16 protein-coding genes are annotated in these 24001 nt (G+C 46.8%); 9 read left to right on the top strand and 7 right to left on the bottom strand.

Translation table 11 applies throughout. The features are described from left to right. Nucleotide 1: 1 nt before the first annotated feature. Nucleotides 2-310 (bottom strand): helix-turn-helix transcriptional regulator, encoded by a 309-nt coding sequence (locus QE357_RS05790; RefSeq protein ID WP_106636385.1) that lies wholly within the window; start codon nt 308-310, stop codon nt 2-4. Nucleotides 311-560: 250 nt separating this feature from the next. Here QE357_RS05790 and QE357_RS05785 point away from each other — a divergent pair, with 250 nt between their 5' ends. Beyond that, the gene (locus QE357_RS05785) at nt 561-1946 is read left to right on the top strand and encodes a sodium:solute symporter family protein (protein WP_309706386.1); all 1386 of its coding nucleotides are present in this window, start codon (nt 561-563) and stop codon (nt 1944-1946) included. Nucleotides 1947-2290: 344 nt separating this feature from the next. On the opposite strand, the gene QE357_RS05780 is transcribed toward QE357_RS05785, so the two are convergent. Then, entirely contained in the window at nt 2291-2977 is a 687-nt protein-coding gene (locus QE357_RS05780) for a response regulator transcription factor (RefSeq protein WP_232793650.1), read from the bottom strand. Between the two features lie 88 nt (nt 2978-3065). After that, nucleotides 3066-4937 (bottom strand): HAMP domain-containing sensor histidine kinase, encoded by a 1872-nt coding sequence (locus QE357_RS05775; RefSeq protein WP_309706385.1) that lies wholly within the window; start codon nt 4935-4937, stop codon nt 3066-3068. A 377-nt stretch (nt 4938-5314) separates the two neighbouring features. Between QE357_RS05775 and QE357_RS05770 the strand changes: the two genes are divergently transcribed. The 4 genes from QE357_RS05770 (at nt 5315) to QE357_RS05755 (ending at nt 12323) form a co-directional block, all read left to right on the top strand. Then, nucleotides 5315-6139 carry a T9SS type A sorting domain-containing protein gene (locus tag QE357_RS05770; protein WP_106636246.1) on the top strand — a complete coding sequence of 275 codons (825 nt, stop codon included), beginning with the start codon at nt 5315-5317 and terminating at the stop codon, nt 6137-6139. Between the two features lie 101 nt (nt 6140-6240). Further along, nucleotides 6241-6576, top strand: coding sequence for a DUF6660 family protein (locus tag QE357_RS05765; RefSeq protein WP_309706384.1), 336 nt, complete (start codon nt 6241-6243; stop codon nt 6574-6576). Between the two features lie 139 nt (nt 6577-6715). Beyond that, nucleotides 6716-11056 carry a CusA/CzcA family heavy metal efflux RND transporter gene (locus QE357_RS05760; RefSeq protein ID WP_309706383.1) on the top strand — a complete coding sequence of 1447 codons (4341 nt, stop codon included), beginning with the start codon at nt 6716-6718 and terminating at the stop codon, nt 11054-11056. Nucleotides 11057-11072: 16 nt separating this feature from the next. Then, on the top strand, nt 11073-12323 hold the full coding sequence (locus QE357_RS05755) for an efflux RND transporter periplasmic adaptor subunit (RefSeq protein WP_309706382.1): 1251 nt from the start codon (nt 11073-11075) through the stop codon (nt 12321-12323). 199 nt (nt 12324-12522) lie between these two features. On the opposite strand, the gene QE357_RS05750 is transcribed toward QE357_RS05755, so the two are convergent. Next, nucleotides 12523-13734, bottom strand: a complete 1212-nt coding sequence (locus QE357_RS05750; protein ID WP_309706381.1) for a TlpA disulfide reductase family protein — start codon at nt 13732-13734, stop codon at nt 12523-12525. 275 nt (nt 13735-14009) lie between these two features. On the opposite strand from QE357_RS05750, the gene rsmH reads away from it, so the two are divergent. The 4 genes from rsmH (at nt 14010) to QE357_RS05730 (ending at nt 19418) form a co-directional block, all read left to right on the top strand. After that, nucleotides 14010-14933: a 16S rRNA (cytosine(1402)-N(4))-methyltransferase RsmH gene (gene rsmH, locus QE357_RS05745; RefSeq protein WP_307142339.1), complete on the top strand. Its 924-nt coding sequence runs from the start codon at nt 14010-14012 to the stop codon at nt 14931-14933. 46 nt (nt 14934-14979) lie between these two features. Further along, on the top strand, nt 14980-15366 hold the full coding sequence (locus tag QE357_RS05740) for an FtsL-like putative cell division protein (RefSeq protein ID WP_106636242.1): 387 nt from the start codon (nt 14980-14982) through the stop codon (nt 15364-15366). 26 nt (nt 15367-15392) lie between these two features. Further along, nucleotides 15393-17657: a penicillin-binding protein gene (locus QE357_RS05735; RefSeq protein WP_106636241.1), complete on the top strand. Its 2265-nt coding sequence runs from the start codon at nt 15393-15395 to the stop codon at nt 17655-17657. A 267-nt stretch (nt 17658-17924) separates the two neighbouring features. Beyond that, on the top strand, nt 17925-19418 hold the full coding sequence (locus QE357_RS05730) for a capsule assembly Wzi family protein (protein ID WP_309706380.1): 1494 nt from the start codon (nt 17925-17927) through the stop codon (nt 19416-19418). 58 nt (nt 19419-19476) lie between these two features. Here the strand turns inward: QE357_RS05730 and QE357_RS05725 are convergent, their stop codons facing one another. The 3 genes from QE357_RS05725 to QE357_RS05715 all read right to left on the bottom strand — a co-directional run bounded on the left by QE357_RS05725 (nt 19477) and on the right by QE357_RS05715 (nt 23933). Beyond that, nucleotides 19477-21351: an ABC-F family ATP-binding cassette domain-containing protein gene (locus QE357_RS05725; protein ID WP_309706379.1), complete on the bottom strand. Its 1875-nt coding sequence runs from the start codon at nt 21349-21351 to the stop codon at nt 19477-19479. Beyond that, a complete protein-coding gene (aroC, locus tag QE357_RS05720) occupies nt 21351-22433 on the bottom strand; it encodes a chorismate synthase (RefSeq protein ID WP_106636239.1) in 1083 nt (360 codons plus the stop codon). The genes QE357_RS05725 and aroC overlap by 1 nt, the downstream gene beginning before the upstream one ends. A gap of 90 nt (nt 22434-22523) precedes the next feature. Next, nucleotides 22524-23933 carry a BatD family protein gene (locus tag QE357_RS05715; protein WP_309706378.1) on the bottom strand — a complete coding sequence of 470 codons (1410 nt, stop codon included), beginning with the start codon at nt 23931-23933 and terminating at the stop codon, nt 22524-22526. Nucleotides 23934-24001: the final 68 nt, after the last annotated feature.

Raw genomic sequence — 24001 nt, 5'->3', positions numbered from 1 at the left:
CCTACATACTACACTCACAGTTCTCAATGCAGGCGATCAGCTTTAGTACGTCGCGTTCTTTCAGCGAATAATACCGACTCTGACCTTCCTGTTCAGCCTGTAGGATTCCTTTGAGTTTCATGTTAATGAGATGATGCGACAACAGCGACTGCTCGCAATCCAGCAAGCGACTGAGTTCATTCACGCTGAGTCGATCGTTGGTTCCCAGTAGTTCAATAATCGCCAATCGAGTCGGATGGGCGACGGTTTTTAGAATAAAGGCTGCTTTTTCAAGCTTCTCTTTACTGTTAATTTTTTCGGTAATCGTCATAAATAGTGCGTAACAATCGCCCCAAATATATGAACATATTTTCATATAATCATATTCCTGTGATTGTAACTTATACCCGCTAGTGCGAGATTCTTATCTATTACCTGATCTATGGCTGATTTCTATCGGCCGTAAAACCAGAAAGTAATGAAGAAACTACCGAATTGTGGGGACAAGACGGCCATCTCGCACCAGTCTATGGAATTGCTATTATTTTTACTTTTCGTTTGAAAGCATTAACCCCTTCCCGATGCTCATTGCCTCTATTATTCTTTATTTAATCCTGAACCTCGGCGTGGGTCTGTGGGCTTCTCGGCGGGTTAGTAATACGGAAGACTTTGTATTAGCGGGAAGGAAACTGGGGTTTGGTCTGGCTTCGATGGTAACCTTCGCTACCTGGTTCGGTTCCGAAACCATGATGGGAGCACCGGGACGATTTGTGGAAGAAGGGTTCCTGGGTGTCATTGAAGACCCGTTCGGGGCAGGGTTATGCCTCATTCTGGTCGGCTTATTTTACGCCCGAATTTTTTACCGCTGGAACATCATTACCTTCTGCGATTTCTTCGGTTTACGCTTTGGCAAATCTGCTGAGCTACTTTCGGCTTTACTCATTGTCCCGTCCTATTTCGGCTGGATCGCCGCTCAATTGGTTTCGATGAGTATCATTGGACAAACGGTTTTTGATTTACCCATGACCACGGGCATCTGGACGGGAGCGGGTTTGGTGATGATTTATACCTTAACGGGCGGTATGTGGTCAGTGTCGATTACGGACTTTCTGCATAACATCATTCTTATTACTGGATTAATCATTCTCGCCATTATTCTTTTAAATGAATCCAATGGGCTTTCGGCGGTTATTCAGCAACAACCCCAAGGTTTTTTCCGGGTTATTCCCCGAAGTTTTTCCCTGAACGAATCCCTGGAATATTTCGTAGCCTGGATTACCATCGGGTTGGGTTCCATTCCCCAGCAAGATGTTTTTCAGCGAGTAATGGCCGCAAAAGATGCGAAAACCGCCGTTCGCTCCGCCGTAACTGCGGGAGTATTATACTGGACGGTTGCTTTATTCCCACTTTTCATTGGTTTGATGGCTGTGCAATTACACCCCGACTTATTAAAGGGCGATTTGCAGATGTTACTGCCCAATATGGTTTTACAGCACGCCCCTATGGCCGTTCAGATTCTGTTTTTCGGAGCCTTGATTTCGGCTTTACTAAGTACCACTTCGGGGGCTATTCTGGCTCCGGCAGCCGTCATTGGGGAGAATCTGGTTCGCCCTTTTCTCCCCTCTCTATCCGATCAGAAATTATTACTGACCATTCGTCTTTCGGTAATCGGCGTTACAGCAGCTTCGGTCCTGATGGCTCTGGACCGGCAGAATGTGTTTGAGTTGGTGGGCGAATCCTCGGCGTTTAGTCTCGTTTCGCTCTTTATTCCCATGACAGCGGGTTTATATTGGAAGAAAGCCTCGCTTGCAGGTTGCCTGCTTTCCATGAGTGTAGGGCTTATAGCCTGGCTCGTAGCCGTCGCCGCAGAAACCAGCATTAACCCGATTTTATACGGGTTGGCCGGAAGTGTTCTGGGAATGGTCGTGGGTTCGTTTGTGCGGAAATTTTCTTTCAAAACGGCCTAATCTCGCTTCCCCGGATTAGCATCCTGTTTTTTTTGATAGCATCGAGCATTCCTGTAGAGACGCGACTTCATCGCGTCTGGGTAGAGGCGGTTTTGCTACGATTTAACGTATTTTCATTTGCCGGCCAGACGCGATGAAGTCGCGTCTCTACATAGCACGCTCTTTCGGATTTGTAATCCGAAAGCCATCTGCCAGGGATTTTTAATCCCAATTAGTAACTAAAACCGCCTCTACCCAGACGCGATAAAGTCGCGTCTCTACCTTCGTGCACAAATTATATATAACCTACGCCAGAGATAATAAAGAAATAGGTTGAGACGAATAACCAGCAACTATTAATTCCATTAATCCACAATCATTTTAAAGCCTTCGCCGTGAAGATTAATGAGCTGAATGCGTTCGTCGGGCCGTAGGTATTTACGAATTTTCGTCAGATACACATCCATGCTTCGGGCGTTGAAATAACTATCATCACCCCAAATGGCTTTCAGGATATAACTACGGCTCAGCGGCTGCCCGAGGTGCTGGCAGAAAATCTTTAGTAACTCCGCTTCCCGGCTGGTCAGTTTTTGCGACTCTTCGCCGTGCGTCAGGGTTTGCCGTTCCGAATCAAAAGTCAGGTTACCAATCTGGAAAATACGGTTCGATTTCTGGTCTTTCTGATCATTTTTCTGACTCCGTCGAAGAATGGCTTCCATCCGGGCGACCAGTTCTTCCATATTGAATGGCTTCGTCAGATAATCATCCCCACCGAGTCGGAAACCTTGCAGCGTATCCTCTTTCATTGCCTTGGCCGTCAGGAAAATAATGGGAATATCGGCGTTCGCCTGACGGATTTCTTTCGCCAACGTGAAGCCGTCTTTCTTAGGCATCATTACGTCGAAAATACAGAGATCATACTCCTGCTTGACAAACTGATTCAGGGCTTCGTCCCCGTCACGGGCCAGATCAGCGGGATAACCCTTCAAAGTCAAATATTCCTGTAATAAGGTTCCGAGGTTTGGGTCGTCTTCAGCGAGCAGGATTTTCATAGTTGCTGTCATTAATTAACTCCGATGTAGACACTTATCAAAAAATAGGTTGTCTTGTTATCAATCGGTAGTGTCAAAACACTTTTTATTATTCAAACGGTAAGGTAATCTCAAAAGTACTTCCTTTTCCGGGCGTGCTGTCTACTTTGATCGTGCCCTTGTGTTCATCCACAATCTTTTTAACGTAACTAAGCCCTAAACCAAAGCCTTTTACGTCGTGCACATTACCCGTGGGAACGCGATAAAACTGTTCAAAAATGTGTTTCAACGCTTCTTTATTCATCCCGATTCCCTGATCAGCAATCGTAATTCTTAAGCCCTGAGTGGTATTGTCAGTACTTACCAGCACATCCGTTACTTCGCCGGAATACTTAATGGCGTTATCGAGCAAGTTAAAAATTAGATTGGTTAAATGCACTTCATCGCCCACAATCGTGGGGTTACTTGCTCTTAGGTAAGTTTGTAAGTTACCATTTCGGGCTTCAATTTGCGGGCTTAAGCTATGAACTACGGTTTCAATCAGCTCATGCATATCGGTTTTCTCCCGATTCATTTTCACTTCTCCCCGATCAAAACGAGCTGCCTGCAATACCTTTTCAACCTGAGAGCCTAACCGCTGGTTCTCATCACGAATAATACCCAGGTAACGCCGCAGCATCGTCGGCGACGCGGCAACAGCGTCATCCTCCAGCATTTGCGTGGCCAGCGAAATGGTCGAAACCGGCGTTTTGAATTCGTGGGTCATATTATTGATAAAATCATTCTTCATATCAGACAGTTTTTTCTGACGAAGAATGGTGCTCATGGCGAAGTAAAAACAGCCTCCCATGACTAGAATTAATATGACAGAGCTTATCAAGGTCGTCCAGATTTGTTCCGCCAGATAACTTTGGCGTTCAGGAAAATACACAAACAGTACATTGTCGGTTGCCAATAAATCAGAAGGGAAAAGCTGCATGCTATACCCTGCTAACAAACGATCTTCCCGGTAACCGGGCGATGACGTATAAACGAAATCATGGGGATGATCATCGGAGCGATACCCATACTCAAAAGGCAGGTCAATGCCCCGGGCCACGAATTCATGCCGTAATAATGAATCGAGAATATCCGTATCAATCCGCTGATCTAAAGGTCGGTCATTCGTCAACAGGTCCAGAAAGACCTCCCGCATAATCTGCGATTTCTGCGTCGCTTTTTCGTATTCCGTTTTCTTTAGATTTCTGGTAGAATCAATACGTTTCAGTCGGCGGGTTACCGCAGTTTTGGATTTAGAAGCAGTAGTGGTTCTGGTCGTTTTTTGCTCTTTCGGGGCGGCCCTTTTACTCTTTCCAATCACCCGACTTGATAAAAGTCGTCCCAACGAATCCTTTCTACTTTTGGCTATCTGTAGGTCCCGGGGCAGGTTTCGGAACACCGTTTCCTCATAGGTTTTTTCCAGCTCCTCCCGCGAACGTTCGGTTGACTGGGTAGGAATGTCATTCCGGTAATATTCTTCGATGTAATGTAATTCTGCATCGGTTAATACACCTCCGGGCCGGCCTAATACGTCTGAAGAAACCTTGGTTCGTCCATAAAACTCAAACTGCTGCACAATGGGAGATGAAGTGGCGTATCGTAAGATCGTCGCCGGATCTGCCGACTTATCCGTTTTCTCGGCATGCTTCGAGCGTTTTTTCTTCTGGGCAATGACCGGAGCTTTCTCAGGAACCTGAGGAATGGCGATGTGCTGTAACTGCTCCCGGCGGCGTTCGGCTTCAATTTTTTTATTCGTCAAAACGCTCACTTCCGTTTTTTCCAGTTTATGCACTACCGCATCCATGGCCTCAGTTACCGTCGCATCAAACTGTTCGGCTTTGGCGTTTAGCGTTTCCCGCAGGCCAAACACCTGAAAGGCCACCAGCCCAATCAGAGCCAGCGACATCAGAGCTACTAACCAACGGATCTTCTGCTGCGTCATTCTTTAGTACTTAACCGTTTGAAAGAGTTTGATTTTGTTTGAGAAGGTTTGATGATACTTATCCATCTGAACTTCCCCAAGGGCCGTGTGCCCCGGTTTTAAACTTTCGAGAAAAAGATTTAGCTACCGCACTGTCGAACCTTCTCAAAAACTCAAACTTATCAAACCTCCTCAAACTCTATCAAACATTCAAACCATTATTAAACTATCCTCTAAACAACGAATTTACCCCCTGAATCTCTCAAGGAGAACAGGCCAAAGTTATACCTTTAAGCATTTTTAACAAGTATGCAGGCAGGGTACTCAAGAAAATCCTCCTTCCCATGCAACGTCATCAACGGCAGGCTTGTCTTTGAGGCATCTATAACCAAACCGATATGACTATGCGTTTACCCATGTTAGCTCTCGCTACTATTATTGCTACCGCCGGCACGGCTCTGGCTCAGCAAGAGTCATCCAAAGAAAATAAAAAACTTCGTCTCCATTACGAACGTTCGGGGAATGGTCGTAGCCATATCATTGATCGTTCCTTTGAAAATCAGGTAAAGCTGGACGCTTTCCTGGACTCACTAAACGCTACTTCCTCTTCAGATAATGATCGTGTTCGCATTACTGTTGGATCTGAGGGAGATTCTAATTTTAATCAGGAAAACCAGGAATTCAGCATTCAGTCTTTCCGTTCTCCGAAAACTCCAACCCCACCCAGAACCCCTAAAGCTCCGCGTGCTCCCAGAGCTTACCGCGATGATGAGCCTTTAGCTCGCGGAGAATGGGAAAAGTTTGATAAGGAAATGGAACGTTTTGGCCAAAACATGGAACGCTGGGGCAAGAACTTTGGCGATCAATTCAGCCAGTCTTTCCGCTACTATGCACCCAATCGAAACTCCTTACCTAAGCTTTCGCCGCAGGTTTTCACCTGGGAAGGCACCAGTTCATCCAAGACCGTCCGTAGTCTGAATGTGTATCCCAACCGACCCTTTAATCAAACCCTGAATCTTCGTTTTACCTCTCCCACCAAAGGCGATGTAACGATTCTGGTAACGGACGTAAAAGGTCGGGAAGTGGCGAAAGAAACCGTGAAGGATTTTGAAGGCGAATACGTAGGTCAGATTACGCTGTCGAAAAAAGCGGAAAAAGGTACTTACTTCGTTACGGTAACGCAGGGCGAAGACGGAACTGTGAAACGAGTAGTGATTGAATAAAACTGGAAATTCATCGATACAAAACGCTGACAGGACAACTGCTCAGCGTTTTTTTATTTTTTGCCTCCCTGTTGCATGCCCCAATCGGCTATCTTTGCCCCATGCGGATTTGTTCACTCTTGCTGGCTTTCTACATTCTGATGCTTTCGGTAGCTCCCTGTACCGAGCATCACCATGAGCCTGTACCTGAGCGTTCAACCGTTCTGACCCAGTTAACTCCGGCTGATCATCCCCATCACAACGACTGCGAACATGCCCTTTGCTCGCCCTTTTGTGTTTGTCATTGCACGGGAATTTTCATTCACAGCGTCCTGCAACTACCCGAGTTAACGGTTACTGAATCCTATTCCTTCCATCCCAAGGCTACCTTCTGGTACACGCTTTCCCAGCCTCAGGGATATTCCTTCGCCATCTGGCAACCGCCCATGCAATCCTAGCAGGGATCAGTGCGTCCATACGTTACGTTTTTGGTGGTTAATCAGGCCTTCTCAGGCCCGTTTGAGCCTTTCTGAACTACGCTCGCTGATCTTTTTTACGCTTTCCTACGGTTCATTTTAGTACCTTAATTTTCTTTCCATGCTGGATAAAATCATTCGATTTTCGATTGACCATAAACTCATCATAGGCCTCTTCACGCTGGCTCTGATTGGCTGCGGTGCCTATTCGCTGAGTCGATTACCCATTGATGCCGTGCCTGACATTACCAACAATCAGGTGCAGGTCATTACCCTCACGCCTTCGCTGGCGGCTCCCGAGGTGGAACGGCTCATTACCTTTCCCATTGAACAAACGATGGCTAGCGTACCCGAAACGGAAGAAGTTCGCTCGATTTCCCGCTTTGGTCTTTCAGTAGTAACCATCGTTTTTCACGAAGACGTAGACATCTACTGGGCCCGGCAACAAGTAGGGGAACGGTTGAATGAAGCGAAAACGCTCATTCCTGCCAATGTCGGTAACCCCGAGTTAGCCCCCATTTCAACCGGACTTGGAGAAATTTATCAGTATACCGTTCACGCCAAAAAAGGCTACGAAAACAAATACGACGCCATGTCGCTTCGTAGCATTCAGGACTGGTACGTACGGCGGCAGCTCATCGGGACACCCGGGGTGGCCGAGGTGAATAGCTGGGGCGGTTTTCTGAAGCAATATGAAGTAGCCGTAGAACCCGAAAAACTGCGGAGTTATAACCTGAGTGTAAGTGACATCTTCGCTGCTCTGGAAAAAAATAATCAGAACACCGGCGGAGCCTATATCGACAAAAAACCAACGGCTTTGTTCATTCGCTCGGAAGGCTTAATTAACTCGCTGGACGACATTGGCAAAATTGTCATTAAAAACACCAGCGGTGGCACACCCGTTTTGATTCGAGATGTCGCCGAGGTTCGTTTTGGGTATGCCAATCGCTACGGAGCCCTCACCCGCAACGGCGAAGGTGAGGCCGTTGGCGGACTGGTAATGATGCTGAAAGGGGAGAACTCCAACGAAGTCGTCAAGCGGGTTCAGGAACGCATTACCCAGATTCAGAAGACCTTACCCGAAGGCGTGGTGATTGATCCTTTTCTCGTACGGAGTGAATTAGTGGGGCGGGCCATTGGGACGGTAACCCAGAACCTCGTGGAAGGAGCCTTGATTGTCATTTTCGTACTTGTGGTTTTCCTGGGTAACTGGCGGGCGGGATTAATTACCGCTTCAGTGATTCCTCTGGCCATGCTCTTTGCGTTTACCCTCATGAAATTCTTCAACGTTTCGGGTAACCTGATGAGTCTCGGAGCCATTGATTTTGGACTGATTGTCGATGGAGCGGTCATCATTGTGGAAGCTACGCTGCATCATTTTAGCTTACGAAAATCCGGTCGGTTAACCCAATCGGAAATGGATGATGAAGTCTACGAATCAGCGAGTCGGATTCGTAGTTCGGCGGCTTTCGGTGAGATTATTATTCTCATCGTTTACCTCCCTTTGTGGACGCTTTCGGGTATAGAAGGAAAAATGTTCAAGCCGATGGCTCAGGTTGTCAGCTTCGCCATCCTGGGAGCTTTTATTCTTTCGCTAACCTACGTACCGATGATGACGGCTTTGCTTCTGAACAAGAACATTACCCACAAAGTCAGCCTTTCGGATCGCCTGATGGGCTTCTTCCACCGAAAATATACCCCCCTTATCAAGGCCGCTCTACGTTTCAAATTAGCCATTGTACTCCTTTCTGTAAGCTTACTTGGCATTTCGGTCTGGACGTTCACCCGCTTAGGTGGTGAGTTTTTACCCACGCTGGAGGAAGGCGATTTAGTAGCCGAAACCATGCTGTTAACGGGCAGCTCCCTGACTCAGACGGTCGATAAAGTAACCCAGGCTTCGGATTTATTAATGAAACGTTTCCCGGAGGTATCGCAGGTCATTGGAAAAATTGGAGCGGCTGAAATCCCTACCGACCCCATGCCCATGGAAGCCTGTGATTTGACCATTAAACTCAAACCCAAAGAGGAATGGACGTCGGCCCATACCCGAGAAGAACTTGCTAACTTAATGACTGAAGCCCTGGAAGACATTCCCGGCGTCAATTTCGGCATTTCCCAGCCCATCCAGTTTCGTTCCAACGAGTTAATCTCCGGCGTTCGTCAGGATGTAGGCATCAAGATTTTTGGCGAAGATCTGGACGAGCTAAGCCGACTTCAACAGCAAATCGTTGGTCTGGTTTCTTCGGTAGACGGAGCTAAAGACATTTATCAGGAAAAAATTTCTGGTCTACCGCAAATCATCGTCAACATTAACCGCGATAAACTGGCTCAGTTTGGACTCGACATTGAAAGCGTAAACCGGGCCATTAGCACGGCTTTTGCCGGAGAAGTAGCGGGACTGGTTTACGAAGGCGAAAAGCGTTTCGATCTGGTGGTGCGTTTTTCTCCCGACCATCGTCAACGCATTGAAGATGTTCAGAATCTGTTTGTGACCACGGCTAACGGAAATCATATTCCTTTACAACAGGTCGCGGATGTATCGTTAAAACTGGGGCCAAATCAGATTCAACGCGAAGATGCCAAACGCCGCATTATCATCGGTTTCAACGTTCGAGGCCGTGACGTGCAAAGCGTCGTTCGCGAGTTACAGGCCAAGATTGACGGTCGGGTTACCTTCCCGCCGGGTTATTATGTTCGTTATGGAGGACAATTTGAAAACTTACAGGAAGCCACGGGTCGTTTATCCATTGCCGTTCCCATCGCCCTGACGCTTATTCTGGCCCTACTCTACTTCACATTCCATTCCATTCGGCAATCCTTGCTGATTTTTACGGCCATTCCCATGGCGGCCATTGGTGGCGTTTTCGCTCTGGTTCTACGGGATATGCCCTTTAGTATCTCGGCGGGTGTGGGCTTTATTGCTCTGTTCGGAGTGGCCGTTCTGAATGGAATTGTATTAATTGGTGAGTTTAATTTCCTGAAAAAATCAGGCATTCAGGACATTACCGAAATTATTCTGAAAGGAACCGAGACTCGCTTACGCCCCATTCTCATGACGGCCACCGTCGCTTCACTCGGCTTTTTACCCATGGCTACCTCCTCGGGAGCGGGTGGTGAAGTGCAGAAACCACTGGCAACGGTCGTCATCGGCGGTCTGGTTACTTCTACGTTATTAACCCTTTTCGTCATTCCCATCTTGTATATGTATCTCGAAAAAGGTGTTCGACTGAAACATAAGACCGTAACAATGATTGCTTTCTTATGCATCTTACCGGTGCTCAGTCAGGCTCAGGGCCCCCTTTCACCGGAGCAGGCCGTCAAACTCGCGTTAGAAAATAACCGCTCATTGGCCGCCGCCCGAACCGATGTAAAAAGTCGTCAGATGTTGGAACGAACCGCGAAGGAGTTACCTAAAACCGAGCTTTCGATTTTGGCGGGACAATACAACAGCTACAAATTCGATCAGAATGTTACCCTGAATCAGAGTATTCCGAATCCGGCGGTTTTTAGAGCCCGTTCGCAAACCTTGCAGGCTCAAACCCAAAGTGCTCAGTTACAGGTACACGTCACCGAAAATGATCTGGCCTATCAGGTAAAATCAACCTGGTATGAACTGGCTTATCTTGGTAACCTTCAAAATTATTACCAGTCACAGGATTCACTGTATGCGAACTTCCTGCGGGCGGCCCAGATTCGCCTGCGTACGGGCGAGGCAGGCTCGCTGGAATCGACAGTTGCCCAAACGCGTTTGCGTCAGATTCAGACCTTACGTACGCAGAATGAAGCGGATGTAGCCATCGTTCAGCGGCGGCTACAGACCTTACTATTTGCAGAGGGGCCCCCGGAAATTACGAGTAACGCGAATCTAATGATTCGGAAGTTACCCGATACCCTGAATCATGCAACCAATCCATTAGTAGCCTGGTACGCTCAGCAAATTAAGCTGGCTGAAACGGAAAAAAACCTGCAAAAAGCCAATCGCAAACCGGATTTTTCAGTGGGATACTTCAACCAGAGTTTGATCGGAGCCGTCAAAATCGGAGCACCCACGACGGATGCTACTTCAAGTGCAAATCGCTTTCACGGTGGACAGGTCGGTATTAATTTCCCTTTGTTCGGAAAACCTTACCGGGCTCGCATCAATGCCGCTCAACTAAACCAACAGGCTCAGCAACAGCAGTTTGACCAGCAACAAAAAAACACTGAAAGTGAGATTGCTTCGGTGGTACAGGAAGTACAGAAGCTTCAGCAAAACCTGGATTATTACCAAAACTCGGCCTTACCTCAGGCTCAGGAAATCAGACGGCAGTCTAACCGTGGTTTTCAGGCGGGTGAAATTGGTTACGTGGAGTATTTGCAAGGCATTAGCACGGCCAACGAGCTTCAACTTGGTTACCTGCAAACGGTTCAGTCATACAACCAGAGCATCATCCGCCTCGAATGGTTATTAGGCATTCAGTAGTTTAATCTTCTCAAACATGAAAAAGCATTTTTTAACATATCTTCTTCTTTCAGGCTTAATGATGGCTTTTCCGGCCTGCAAAGAAAAAGCCGACAGCCATGAAGGGCACGATCATTCGGGACATTCGCACGAAGAAGCAAGCCAAGAAGGCCATACGCACGGCGAACACGATCACCACCATGAAGAAGGGCACAGCGAACATGAAGAAGAGGAAGCCGAGTTAACGGAAAGTCAGTATAAAGCCATTAACGTAATGCTGGGCTCCGTAGAAAGTCGCTCGCTCTCGGGAGTTATTCAGGCGACGGGCTCACTCGTCATGCCCCCTCAGCAACAAATTAGCCTTTCGTTTCCTTACGGCGGTATTGTTCGTTCGACCACCTTATTACCCGGTAAATGGGTCAATAAAGGCGAAACCGTCGTTACACTGGAAAATCCAGAATTCATTACCCTTCAACAGGAATACCTGGAAGCGGCCAGTCAGTTGACGTATCTCGAACAGGAAAACCGTCGTCAGGATGAGTTGAGCCGTGAAAACGTGGCCGCCGCTAAAGTTTTCCAGCGAACCAATTCAGAACTGAAAACGCTAAACGCTCGTCTGGAAGGATTAAAACAGCGGCTCAGTTTACTTAATATCAACACTAACGCCTTAGGAAAAGGCATTCGTCGAACCGTAGCGGTTGTTGCTCCCGCCAGCGGCTACGTGACACACGTAAATGTGAACATGGGTAAGGCCATTCAGGCCAACGAAATGCTGGCGGAACTGGCAGACACTCGTTTTGCCCAAGCAGAACTGAACATTTTTGAGAAGGATTTATCGCGTCTGAAAATCGGTCAGCAGGTACACGTTCGGTTAGGGAATGAGTCTACCGATCGGTTGGCTACGATTTACCTCATTGGCCGCGAAATCTCACCCGAACGCATGGTAAAAGTTTTGTGTAAACTCAGTCAAACCAACCGGGATCTGGTTCCGGGTACGTATTTAACGGCTCATCTTGAAACGGGCGGAACGCAGGTGAAGACCCTACCCGATGCCGCCGTAGTTCGTTCGGGGGATAAGCAATATATTTTCGTTTCGGAAGGGAAACACAACGAAGAAGGCAGCGTGCATTATCCCTTTAAACGGGTAGAAATCCGTACGGGAATAAGTCAGAACGGATACGTAGAAGTATTCCCTCCTGCCGATGTAAAGGCCAATACCATCGTTGTCAAAGGAGCTTACGATTTATTATCCGTGATGAATAATAGCGAACACGGGCATTCGCATTAATAGGTTTTTTGTTGTTGGTTGTTTATAGAGACGTTGATTGATCGCGTCTCATCCGACTATATAACTTTCTTACTTCTGTGACTGGTGTCCTCACCAACCACCCAATTCCAATTTGAGTTATTTAAACGAAGATTTGTAAATAAAAAAGACGCGACATAATCGCGTCTTTTTTATTCGGGTAAGTACGATAAATAATCTCTTACTTTTCAGCAATTAACTTGTCCATTAACAAGTTAAAATCTTCGACGAATTTGTCGTAATATTTACCCGTTCCAGGGCCAGAGAAGCCCGTGTGAATTTCGCGGACATTTCCTTTACGATCAATGTAAATCGTTGTAGGATAACCCATAATTTTATTTAGCATGGGTAAGCTCGCCGAAGCAGACTGATCCGGTACGCCCGCTAACACCACTGGATAAGGAATTTTAAAACGATCAATCATCTTGATTAACTTGGGTTGTGATTCCTTGAAATCTGCACTTCGTTCAAAGGAAAGACCTACAAATTCTACCCCACGTTTTTTATTTTTGTTGTACCAAGGTACCATAAAATTCGTCTCGTCCATGCAGTTGGGGCACCACGAACCCATGATTTGCAACACCACTACTTTACCCTTAAATCGGGGATCATCCAGACTTAATTTTTGTCCCGTTTTCGCTTCGGGAAACTCAAATGTAACTTTCTCGTACCCGGGTTTCAAGAACGTCAGTGACTTTTCATCGGGCAGTGAAGCCGATTCATCTTTTACTGAAACGAACGTCGATTTTCCGGTAGGACCGCTGAAGAAATCACCCGAAATTTTATCTTTCTCCAGCTTAGCTTTGAAGAGAAATAAATGCGAACCATCGTAGGTAGAGAGGAAAAGACTATCGCCAATAATATCACCGTCCAGATACCGATAATCCCCCGTTGGTGTCAGGAAACTAGCGGCCACTTTACTTCCTTTCTGTTCGAATACGCCCACCGCTTTAGAAGCTTCGCCAAAGGTTGTGGCGTATTTACCCGCAATATCCCAAGTCGTAGGTTGAGGGGTTGGAGCGAAACGATAGCTTTTGCCGTATTGAGCCCGGAAAGGAATCGTCACGTATTGTTTGCCTCTTTTTTTCTTATAAACACCCGTCAGTTCTTTTCCCGAAACTTTACCAATCAGCTCGGCATCAAACAGTTCCATAGGAATGTGTAAAGAATCGCCTTTGAGCGTTGATGGGTCCATTTTCAGACGTTCTTTCCCATTGATGACATACACCGTGTAGGTATTAGCCTTACCAGCGGGTTCGATCTCCAGTCCAAAGGGTAGCTCTCCTCCTTTATTTACGACTACCGCCCGCCAGGTTCCTTTCTGAACCGAAGTCTGGGCAAACGCCGAGAGTGATAACAATAAACTTAAACCAATCGAAAAGATTTTTTTCATACAGGGAAGTTGATTTTCAAATAGTTAAGTGCGTTAATAACCTGATTTCGAAAAATGATTTCAATCAAACTTGATTTACATTTGTAAATTTTGTTAATCTTGTAATCTCTTTTTACTCTCCACCAAATTTTTTAAAGAAGTCAAAAATGAGCAATGAAAGTTCCATTGCGAAGGAGGACGTATTATTTTTAAAGAATTTTTAGATTAGCGTGCAAAAGCGTTCTGCTTTTATCGCTCTAAAGCATTCACTTTTAAAGCCTTATTACCCTAAGTTCATGTCTTCAACGCCAACGCCCGATTACCACCAGCCCGTTATGCTCCAGGAATGTCTGGAGGGACTCAACATTCGTCCGAACGGTATATACGTAGACGTGACTTTTGGCGGCGGCGGACACTCCAGAGCCATTCTCAAGCAACTCGGGCCGGAGGGTCGCCTGTTAAGTTTTGATCAGGACCCTGATGCGAAAGCCGAATCTAAATTTATTGAAGATAAGCAGTTTACGTTCATAGAAGCCAATTTTCGTTACCTGAAAAAATTTCTGCGTTTGAATGGCGTTCGAAAAGTAGACGGCATTCTGGCAGATTTAGGCATTTCTTCCCACCAGATCGACGTACCCGAACGAGGGTTTTCTACTCGCTTCGATGGTCCGTTAGACATGCGGATGAACCCGGAGGCCGAGTTTTCAGCGAAAGATGTAATCAATACTTACGACGAAGCTCAGCTTCACAAGATTTTTGGATTATACGGCGAAGTAAAAAATGCTCGTACGCTGGCCAATGCCGTGTATGCCGCCCGACAAAACGGAGCCATTGAGACCGTTCAGGAGCTGAAAGCCGTACTTCAGAAATTTGCTCCACGCGGGAAAGAATTCAAATATTTCGCCCAGGTTTTTCAGGCCATTCGGATTGAAGTCAATGAAGAAATGAAGGTGCTGGAAGAATTTCTGGAACAGGTACCGGAAGTATTAGCTCCCGAAGGCCGATTGGTAGTCATGAGTTACCATTCGCTCGAAGATCGGTTGGTGAAAAACTTTATTCGTTCGGGCAAGTTTCAAGGAGAGGCCGAGAAAGATTTATACGGCAATGAACTGAAGCCTTTGAAGTCGGTCATCCGCAAACCCATCGAAGCTACGGCGGATGAAATTGCCCTGAACTCCCGGGCTCGCAGTGCACGTTTGCGAATAGCAGAGCCTAATTAACGATTCATTACCCTCTGAAAGACGACTCCAAAACAACCTTCAATAGATGTCATCCAACTCCGAAAAAAAGAAGCCCATTCAATGGCTTGAACCGCTCTTTAAGCTTCTGAGGGTCAGTCAGTGGAAAGGTCAGTCCAATCCCAATCAGAAGTTATTCAACGCCTTATTGGTGGTGGTTCTAATGATTAGTTACGTTGCCTGGGTCTTACACGGAGAATCATTGATTCGGGAGACCGATACGAACCGTCGTAAAATCAGTGAATTGAATGCGGAGTTAACCTACGAAAAATCGAAGTTAATGCAGGAGTCCCGTCAGTCCCGGATCATCCAGAAAGTGGCTCCGTTGGGTTTGCGTGATTACCGTAACGAGCAACCTCCCATTAAAGTAGTAATGCCTACCCACAAGGCTGACCAGCAAGCTGTCAACCCCTAGAACCAACCTATTTTTGATTTATTTCTATGCCTGAAGCTCTGAATCTTAAACGTCGGATTTTTCTTCGCAGCATCCTGGTATCGGCTGGTTTGCTGGTCTTTAGCATCGCCATTGCTACCCGTATTGCCTACGTGCAGCAGGTGGAAGGTCCTGAATGGAAAAGTAGAGCCGAAAACACCCGATACCGAATCATTCCGGCCACCCGAGGGAATATTTTCTCGGACGATGGAAGCCTGCTGGTGACTTCGGTACCCGAGTATCGCGTCGGGATTGATCTCAGTGTTACGGTTCGCCATTCTGCTGATTCAGCCCATTTTTTCAAAAACCTCGATTCGCTAACGATTCATCTGGGTTATATGCTCAATGAATCGCCCAAGGCCATTGAAAAACGCATTTTATCCGCTCGTCGGAAACTGCTGAATGTCATGGCTTACAACGAAGCCCAGACCGATACTTCGCTCTGGAAACAGGAACCTCGTTACCTGTCGATCAGTCCTAAACCCATTACTTACGAAAAGAAAAAGTGGCTTTTTGAAAACACCAAGTGGGCGGCTATCCGTAAAGCTACGAAGCAGGAAAAACTAGAGGACCAGGCTCTGAATCGCAAAAAATTCAGATTCAAATGGATGCCGCTGGATAGCGTGAAGTTATTCTCCACCGGGCTCAATTTCGAACTGGTTCCAAACCGGGATAAACCCTTCAGAAATACAGCTTCCCGTTTGCTAGGCAAGACGGATGACATCATTATCAAAGATCCCAACGGTCAGGGAATGGAGGTAATGCGAGGGATGACAGGTATTGAAAAAAGCTTTAACAAAGAGCTATACGGACAGGAAGGGCATGGCTGGTTTGAGAACTTACGCGGCAGTTGGCGACCCTTGAACGAATCCGAAGAACACCATCCCATTCCGGGACTGGATCTGTATACTACCCTGAATATCAACATGCAGGACGTTACGGAAGCGGCCTTACTGAAAGCGGTGAAATACTACAAGGCCAAGTACGGAACGGCGATTGTGATGGACACGCAAACCGGTGAAATTAAAGCCATTGCGAACCTTCACCATACCAAAGACACTACGTATGTAGATGATCAGAACTTTGCGGTTAATTATCGCATTGCTCCGGGATCAACCTTTAAACTGGCTACGATGATGGCAGTTTTTGAGGAAACGAATGTATCTCCTAATGATTTGGTATCCACGACAGGCCAGTACCTGCACCTGCATGACTCCAATAATATGGGATATGGTGTCATTACGATTGAAGATGCCTTTGTCCGCTCTTCCAATACGGGAATGGCCCGCGTGCTGGTGCAGCATTTCTCGAACAAGCACGATAAGTTTATTGACTATCTGGAGAAGTTTCACCTTGCCGACAAGCTTGGTTTTCAGGTAGAAGTAAGCAAGGGGAATGAAATGCCGGAGTTTCACCGAATGGATCATCGGTTGTATAGTAAAAAGACGCTTCCTACCATGTCCATTGGCGAAGAAATGCGTCTGTCGGCTCTACAAATGCTGGCTTTTTATAACGCCGTAGCCAACGATGGGTACTGGGTTCAGCCCATTGTAGTGAAAACCGCCAAACGCGGTGATCTGGTTGAAATTGATTATACCAAGACCCAACGCCGCGATTCCGAACGAATCTGTTCGGATAAGACGCTGAAAATCGTCAAAAAAATGCTGGAAGGGGTACTGGAAAGCCCTCACGGTACGGCTCGTAGTATTCGGAGTTCTAACTATCGCATTGCGGGAAAAACGGGGACCTCTAAGAAATTTGACGGCAAGCTAAAAACCAATAAATATTACTCCTCATTCATTGGTTACTTCCCCGCTGAAAAGCCGCGTTATACCATTCTGGTAGCTTTGGATGAGCCACATAACCCAGAAACGGGTACCTCGGCCTACGGTGGTACCGCAGCCGCTCCAGTCTTCCGTGAGATTGCGGATAAAGTACACGCCCTGGATTTAAAAATGCACCGAACCTTACGCGGGAACCCCGCCTTTGCCAGCGAATGGCAGTCCGAATTAGGGAACTCTCACCCGAACGATGTACGGATCATTTCCAGCAGTTTTCAGATTCGTACCAACGCCAGTGGCTGGGATGAAGCTCCAAGAGGAAGCACGAAAAAGGTTCCAAATTTAAAGGGAATGACCCTGCGGGATGCTTTATACGTGCTGGAGAACCGGGGTTACAAAGTTACCTATCACGGTCGGGGCCACGTCGTGAATCAATCGCTGGAACCCGGCACTGAACCCCTTGATCGCCGCATTTCTTTAGAACTGCATTAGTATTTCGTTAAGATTACTCCACGCTGCCAGCTTTTCTACTAGCAGCATTTATTGAAAGCTACTTTCTACTGCCAGCCTTTTGCTGGCAGTTTTTATTTATAACCAGTCGGTAACCTTGATACGGCCCCACTTCACAATTTGCGGCTACTTCTCTCTTTAGTCCCTCTCATTAACAACCGTTAACTAATAAAATTACAATAAGCATTAATACTTATTAAGTTACTAATACATTGAGTCAAGTTAATCCAACCTACTTACACTTGATTCATGCTATTTCGAATTTATCTACTGGTTTTGTCGCCAGTATTAGTGCACGCACAAGGTATTCTTACCAATGCGGAGACGTATGAAACGTCGGTCCGCTTAACCGCCGCAGGTTCCGTACCGTTCTGGATGCAAGCCCGTCAATACGGAGTAATGCCATCGAAAGGCTCTTTTTTACAGACTTCTTTTCTCATTCATTCCGATTACCAGAAGCCCAGCAAAACGCGGCCTTACCTCCAAAACAAACGTCTGGATTGGGGATATGCCTTGGAAGTAACGGGTAACGTAGGAAGAAATCCTCAGCTCTTTTTACCGCAGGCTCACCTTAAGTTCAAGTACAAAAATCTGGAGTTGTACGCGGGTAAACGCAAGGAGTTAATAGGTATTGCCGATTCTACTTTAGGCATGGGGCCTTATAGCTGGTCGGGTAATGCCATGCCAGTTCCTAAAATTCAACTGGGTTTGACGCAATGGACTTCTCTTTTCACACCTCATCTTGCCATTCAGGCGTCAATGGCCCACGGCTGGCTGGATGATCGCGAAGCTTACGTTCGTCGTGCGTATCTGCATCAGAAAAATCTATATTTTCGCTTCGGTAAGCTTCAGGCAAATGTATTAGGCTTTGTGGGGATCAACCATCAGGTGCAATGGGCGGGCACTTCATCCGTAGTTCCAGCAAACACAAATTACTTTCAGTTAGACGGCAGTCTTCCCCGGGGTGCTGCGGCTTTTCTGAGTGTACTAACCGGCAAACGAGGGTTCGGAAAAAACTATAACCCCTACGATCATCAGGAGCGAGTAGGAAATCATCTGGGCTCAGTTGATTTAGCCCTGCAAATCCAGTCTGATGCTCACAGGATATGCATTTACCGCCAGCAGCCCTACGAGATGCCCTCCCTAATATATCTGTCTAATTTGCGAGATGGACTTTGGGGGATTAGTATCCATACTCATGCAACAGGCTACCTTCAGACCGGCCTCCGAAACGTAGTTTTTGAAGTATTATCAACGCAGGATCAGGGTCGAAAAGGGCCGCTTTGGGGCACTAAACCCATCTGGACGGAGCAATATTTTAATCACCTTCAGTACAAACAGGGTTGGTCGTATCAGGGAAGAACGATTGGCGTACCGTTTATCAATCCCTCCACCAACCAGAGTTACTTCAATAATAACAATCTTCTCACCGTTTACCACTTGGCGGCAGAAGCTCGGGTCACGAGTCAATGGCAGGTTACTGGCCGACTATCGTATCTAACCTCACGGGGTAATCCCGATCATCTCTATACACATCCCAGGCAGCAACTTTGCTTTCTGATTGAAGCTCAGCGAATGATGTGGTTTCTTAAAGGCTCCGCTCTTCACGCCAGCATGGCCGGAGACGCGGGCGATCTTTACCCCAGCTCTCTGGCCTTTTCCGTGAGTATTAAAAAACGCTGGGGTTTTGTTGACGAAAGTATCCCTGAACTGGAGCGGTATCGACTACGGTATCGTCGATAATACAAAAGAGCCTGATCGTTCAAGAACGATCAGGCTCCTGCCTTCAGAGGTAAAGACCTTACTCAGATAATTCCATCCAGCGGAATTCTTTATCTTCCAGTAAGGCATTGATCTCTTCTATTTCTTTGGCCCACAATGCAATCTGCTGGTAATCTGCACTACCAGAGTTCATTTGTTCCGTTAATACGGCTCGCTTGTTTTCCAGCTCGGGAATTTCCTTATCCAGACTTTCCAGTTCTTTTTGCTCCTTAAAACTCAGTTTTCGTTTGGCTGGAGCTGGCGTTACTGCCGCTGGAGCTGGCTCGGCTTTAGGAGCTTCCGACTTAGGCTTGCTAGCCTCCACCGGAGCTGCATTACTGAGCGATTCGCGATAATCGGTATAGTTACCGGGGAAATCCCGAATCTTTCCCTGACCTTCAAAAACGAACAAGTGTTCGACCAGCCGATCCATGAAGTAACGGTCGTGAGACACCAATACCAAACAGCCTGAGAACTGAAGCAAGTAATCTTCCAGCACGTTCAGGGTCTGAATGTCCAGATCGTTGGTAGGCTCATCCAGAATCAGGAAGTTCGGGTTTTTGATTAATACCTGAAGTAACTGCAAGCGGCGTTTTTCCCCCCCTGAAAGTTTCTCAACGTCGGTATATTGTCGCTTGGGTTCGAATAAAAAGTGTTGCAGAAACTGGCTGGCCGTGATGGTTTCTCCCGATCCCAGCGTTACCACTTCAGCAATATCTTTCACCACATCAATGACCCGCTGGCCGGGCAAGAAGGTGGGTTCACTCTGCGTATAATAACCGAAACGAACGGTTTCACCCACGCTAATTTCGCCGGAGTCTGCCTGCTGTTCGCCCGTCAGAATGTCCAGAAACGTTGATTTACCAACGCCATTTTTCCCAACGATACCAATTCGTTCTCTCCGCCGAAAAATGTATTGGAAATCCTCGACGATTTTCAGGGGCCCAAATGCTTTTTTGATATGATCCAGCTCGATTATTTTACTACCTAACCGAGCCATACCAATGTTTAATTCAACATTCGATTCCTTCCGGCCCTGATTGGCTTTGTCCTGCAAATCATAAAAAGCATCGATACGATACTGAGCCTTCGTTCCCCGGGCTTTCGGCTGACGACGCATCCATTCCAACTCCTTCCGAAGCAGGTTTTGAGCCTTATCTACACTGGAAGCTTCGGAAGCATAACGTTCCGACTGACGCTCCAGGAAATAGGAATAGTTACCTTTGTACCGATAAATCGACCCATCGGCCAGTTCCAGAATTTCGTTACACACCCGATCCAGGAAGTATCGGTCGTGGGTCACCAGTAATAACGTGGTATTAGCAGTACCCAGGTAATTTTCCAGCCACTCGATTGCTTCCAGATCCAGGTGGTTGGTAGGCTCATCGAGAATCAGTAAATCGGGTTCTTCCAGCAGGACTTTCGCCAGAGCCACGCGTTTACGCTGCCCTCCGGAAAGTTGACCGATTAATTTGGTAAAGTTTTCTTCGGCAACTCCTAAACGCCCTAACACTTGCTTTACTTTCGATTCGTAATCCCAGGCTTTCTGAGCTTCCATTTCCTCCGCTGCATCCGAAATTTCCTGATCATTTCCATCAATCAGGGCTTTCTCGTACGAGCGAATGGCCTGTAACAAAGGGCTGTCTCCCAGAAAAAGAATATCCAGAACGGTTTGATTTTCATCCAGAGCCGGATTTTGGCTGAGGTAGCCCAGCCGAACTTCCTTTCGGATACTGATTACTCCTTCTTCAGCCGTCTGTAAGCCCGCCAAAACATCCATTAATGACGTTTTTCCGGTACCATTCCGGCCAACGAGGGCTACTTTATCGCCCTTACTCAACCCGAATGTTATATTTTTAAACAGCCAGCGTTCTCCCGTTGATTTCGAGAGATTCTCGGCAGATAAGTAATTCATTAGTTAACCCTCCTAGCCTGATTCAACAAATAAAAATCTACTAATACCAAGGCCGCCATGGCTTCCACAATCGGCACTGCCCGGGGCACTACGCAGGGATCATGCCGTCCTTTGCCGGAGACGACCGCGGCGTTGCCCTGTAAATCCACCGATTCCTGGTCCTGCATAATCGTGGCTACGGGTTTGAAAGCCACGCGGAAGTAAATATCCTCCCCATTAGAAATCCCCCCCTGAATGCCCCCAGACAGGTTAGTCCGTGTACGAACTTTTCCGGCTTCATCGGTGTAATAAGCATCATTATGCTCGGAGCCGAATAATTCAACTCCTGCAAAGCCCGAACCATACTCAAAGCCTTTTACCGCGTTAATTGACAGCATGGCTTTGCCTAATTCGGCGTGCAGCTTATCGAAAACCGGTTCGCCCAGTCCTACGGGTACACCCGTACAAACGCACGCCACGACTCCACCAATGCTATCCCCTTTTTTGCGGGTTTCGTCAATGTAGTCGAACATTTGCTGAGCCATCTCAGGATCGGGGCAACGAACGGCGTTTTCTTCGGCTAAAGCCAGGTTCAACTCCTGATACGATTTTTCGAGCTTTAGCTTACCCACTTGCGAAACATAGGCCTGAATACTAATACCCAGCTCTTTTAATACCAGTTTAGCCAAAGCTCCGGCGGCGACACGGGCAGCCGTTTCGCGGGCGGATGACCGACCACCACCCCGATAATCCCGAAAACCATACTTGCTGGTGTAGGTATAATCGGCGTGAGAGGGGCGGAATTGCTCGGCAATGTGGCTGTAATCTTTTGACCGTTGATCTTCATTAGGAATGACCAGAGCAATGGGCGTTCCGGTGGTTTTGCCTTCAAAAATTCCGGAAAGAACCTGAAACTCATCCGCCTCCCGACGCTGGGTAGTAATACGCGACTGGCCGGGTTTGCGGCGGTCTAACTCTTCCTGAATGAACGCTTCGTCAAACGGAATCCCAGCGGGGCATCCGTCGATTACTACGCCAATAGCCTTTCCGTGCGATTCACCGAAGGTGCTGATTTTAAATAAAGTACCGTATGTACTAGACATAAATTCCTGACATTTTATTCGTATCCGAACGGTGCAGATACGTAAGATTTTAAATCCACTTGGGGGATTTCCAACTATTAAAAGGAGGCGTTAGCCCCGTCTACTTCGTACGAAAATATAGGCCATTCCTAAAACCATGATTGCTAGCAAGCCGTTCGCCAGACTCATAATTGTCGCCTGAACATTGACAAACGGTTTTGTACTATCCACATTTTCCAGGTTACTGAAAATGGTGCCAGCCAGGCCGTCGGTATCAGTGTTGGTTACCCGCTCTCCCTGCGTTTTCAGAACCAGGTCTGATTTCCACCTTTGGTACGCTTTCGTACGGGGGTTGAAAAATATCCAGCGAAAATACATGCTTAATGGGAAGTTTCCGGCCTGTTTGGGAATGATCTGAAAGGTAAATGTTTTCTCACCACTGACCCGCCCCCGCCGACGGACAACGGACTGCTGGATGGAGGGTGGATAAAAATCGAAAAAATTATCGTTTTCGGGCGTCGGAATCAGAATTGGCGTTAGGTTACCCGTTCCGCTGATGATGATTTTATATTGAACGCTTTTGCCCGTTTGTACCACCTGAGTACTGAGCTCATCCCGAACGGTATAATCCCCGGTCACGGCCTGGTTTTGCTGCGGGTCTTTCGGTAAGGCAATGGGCTGAATAAAAATGGGCTTACTTGAAAAGGTTAGAAACTCCTGTTTTCCCGCTTTTTCATTCTTCACAATCATTTTCAAACTGACCGATGGGAACTGGATCCTTTCCGTATTAAGCGGAAAATAGACGGCCTGAAACAGGCGATACTCCGTGTATTTACGGCCCTTAATGGTTGTCTCAAAAATTTGAGGTTCTCCGCGAATACCAAAATTTTCTTCCCAACAGTTCGCCGGACGAATTTGCTTAAGAATAGCTCCTAATTGTAAGTTAAGAGCATAAAAATCCATTTCTAAAGGGTTATCATCCGCAACAAAAAATCCCAGACTCAAGTTAAATCCTTCGCCTGTGTATACCTGATTACGATTGGCACTCAGCAAGAGAAAGGCCGAAGCTTTGGCGTCGGGAAGCATAGGTTCAACGACCTCTTCTTCCTCTTCCAGCTCTGCCTCTTTGACAATCGCATCGGTCACAATGACAATTCCACCCATCGATTGCACGCTTTGTCCATTCACATTCATTGTAAATGGCGTGACTACATAATTTCCGGGTTGGTTTGGAATATAATTTTGAGTGATTCGTTGTACTATCTCAGAACGATTGCCAACAGTCGTTGTTGAAGTGGTTGTAGTAGTGCCCCTGCGACTCATGCCAATGATATCTGGGAAGCGATCATATTCGCGATCTTCGCTACCGGTAATGACTACAGAAATCGTGTAGGGCTTACCTAAAGGCACCGAAGAGGCCCCTAATTCAATGCGAATATTGTTTTGCTGGGCAAAAACAAAAATTCTTGAAAAAGAACAATAAAAAATTATTATAATTAAATATATTTGTTGAGGCTTCATCGTTACAAAGATAGGCCTAAAAACTTTGGCTTAATTGTCATTGATTTAACCTTAAACCACCGCATCGT

The sequence above is a fragment of the Siphonobacter sp. SORGH_AS_0500 genome (genome assembly GCF_031453245.1).
Lineage (GTDB): Bacteria > Bacteroidota > Bacteroidia > Cytophagales > Spirosomataceae > Siphonobacter.
Note: the sequence above shows the minus strand (reverse complement) of the source record. Positions and strands in the feature narration are given on the sequence as shown.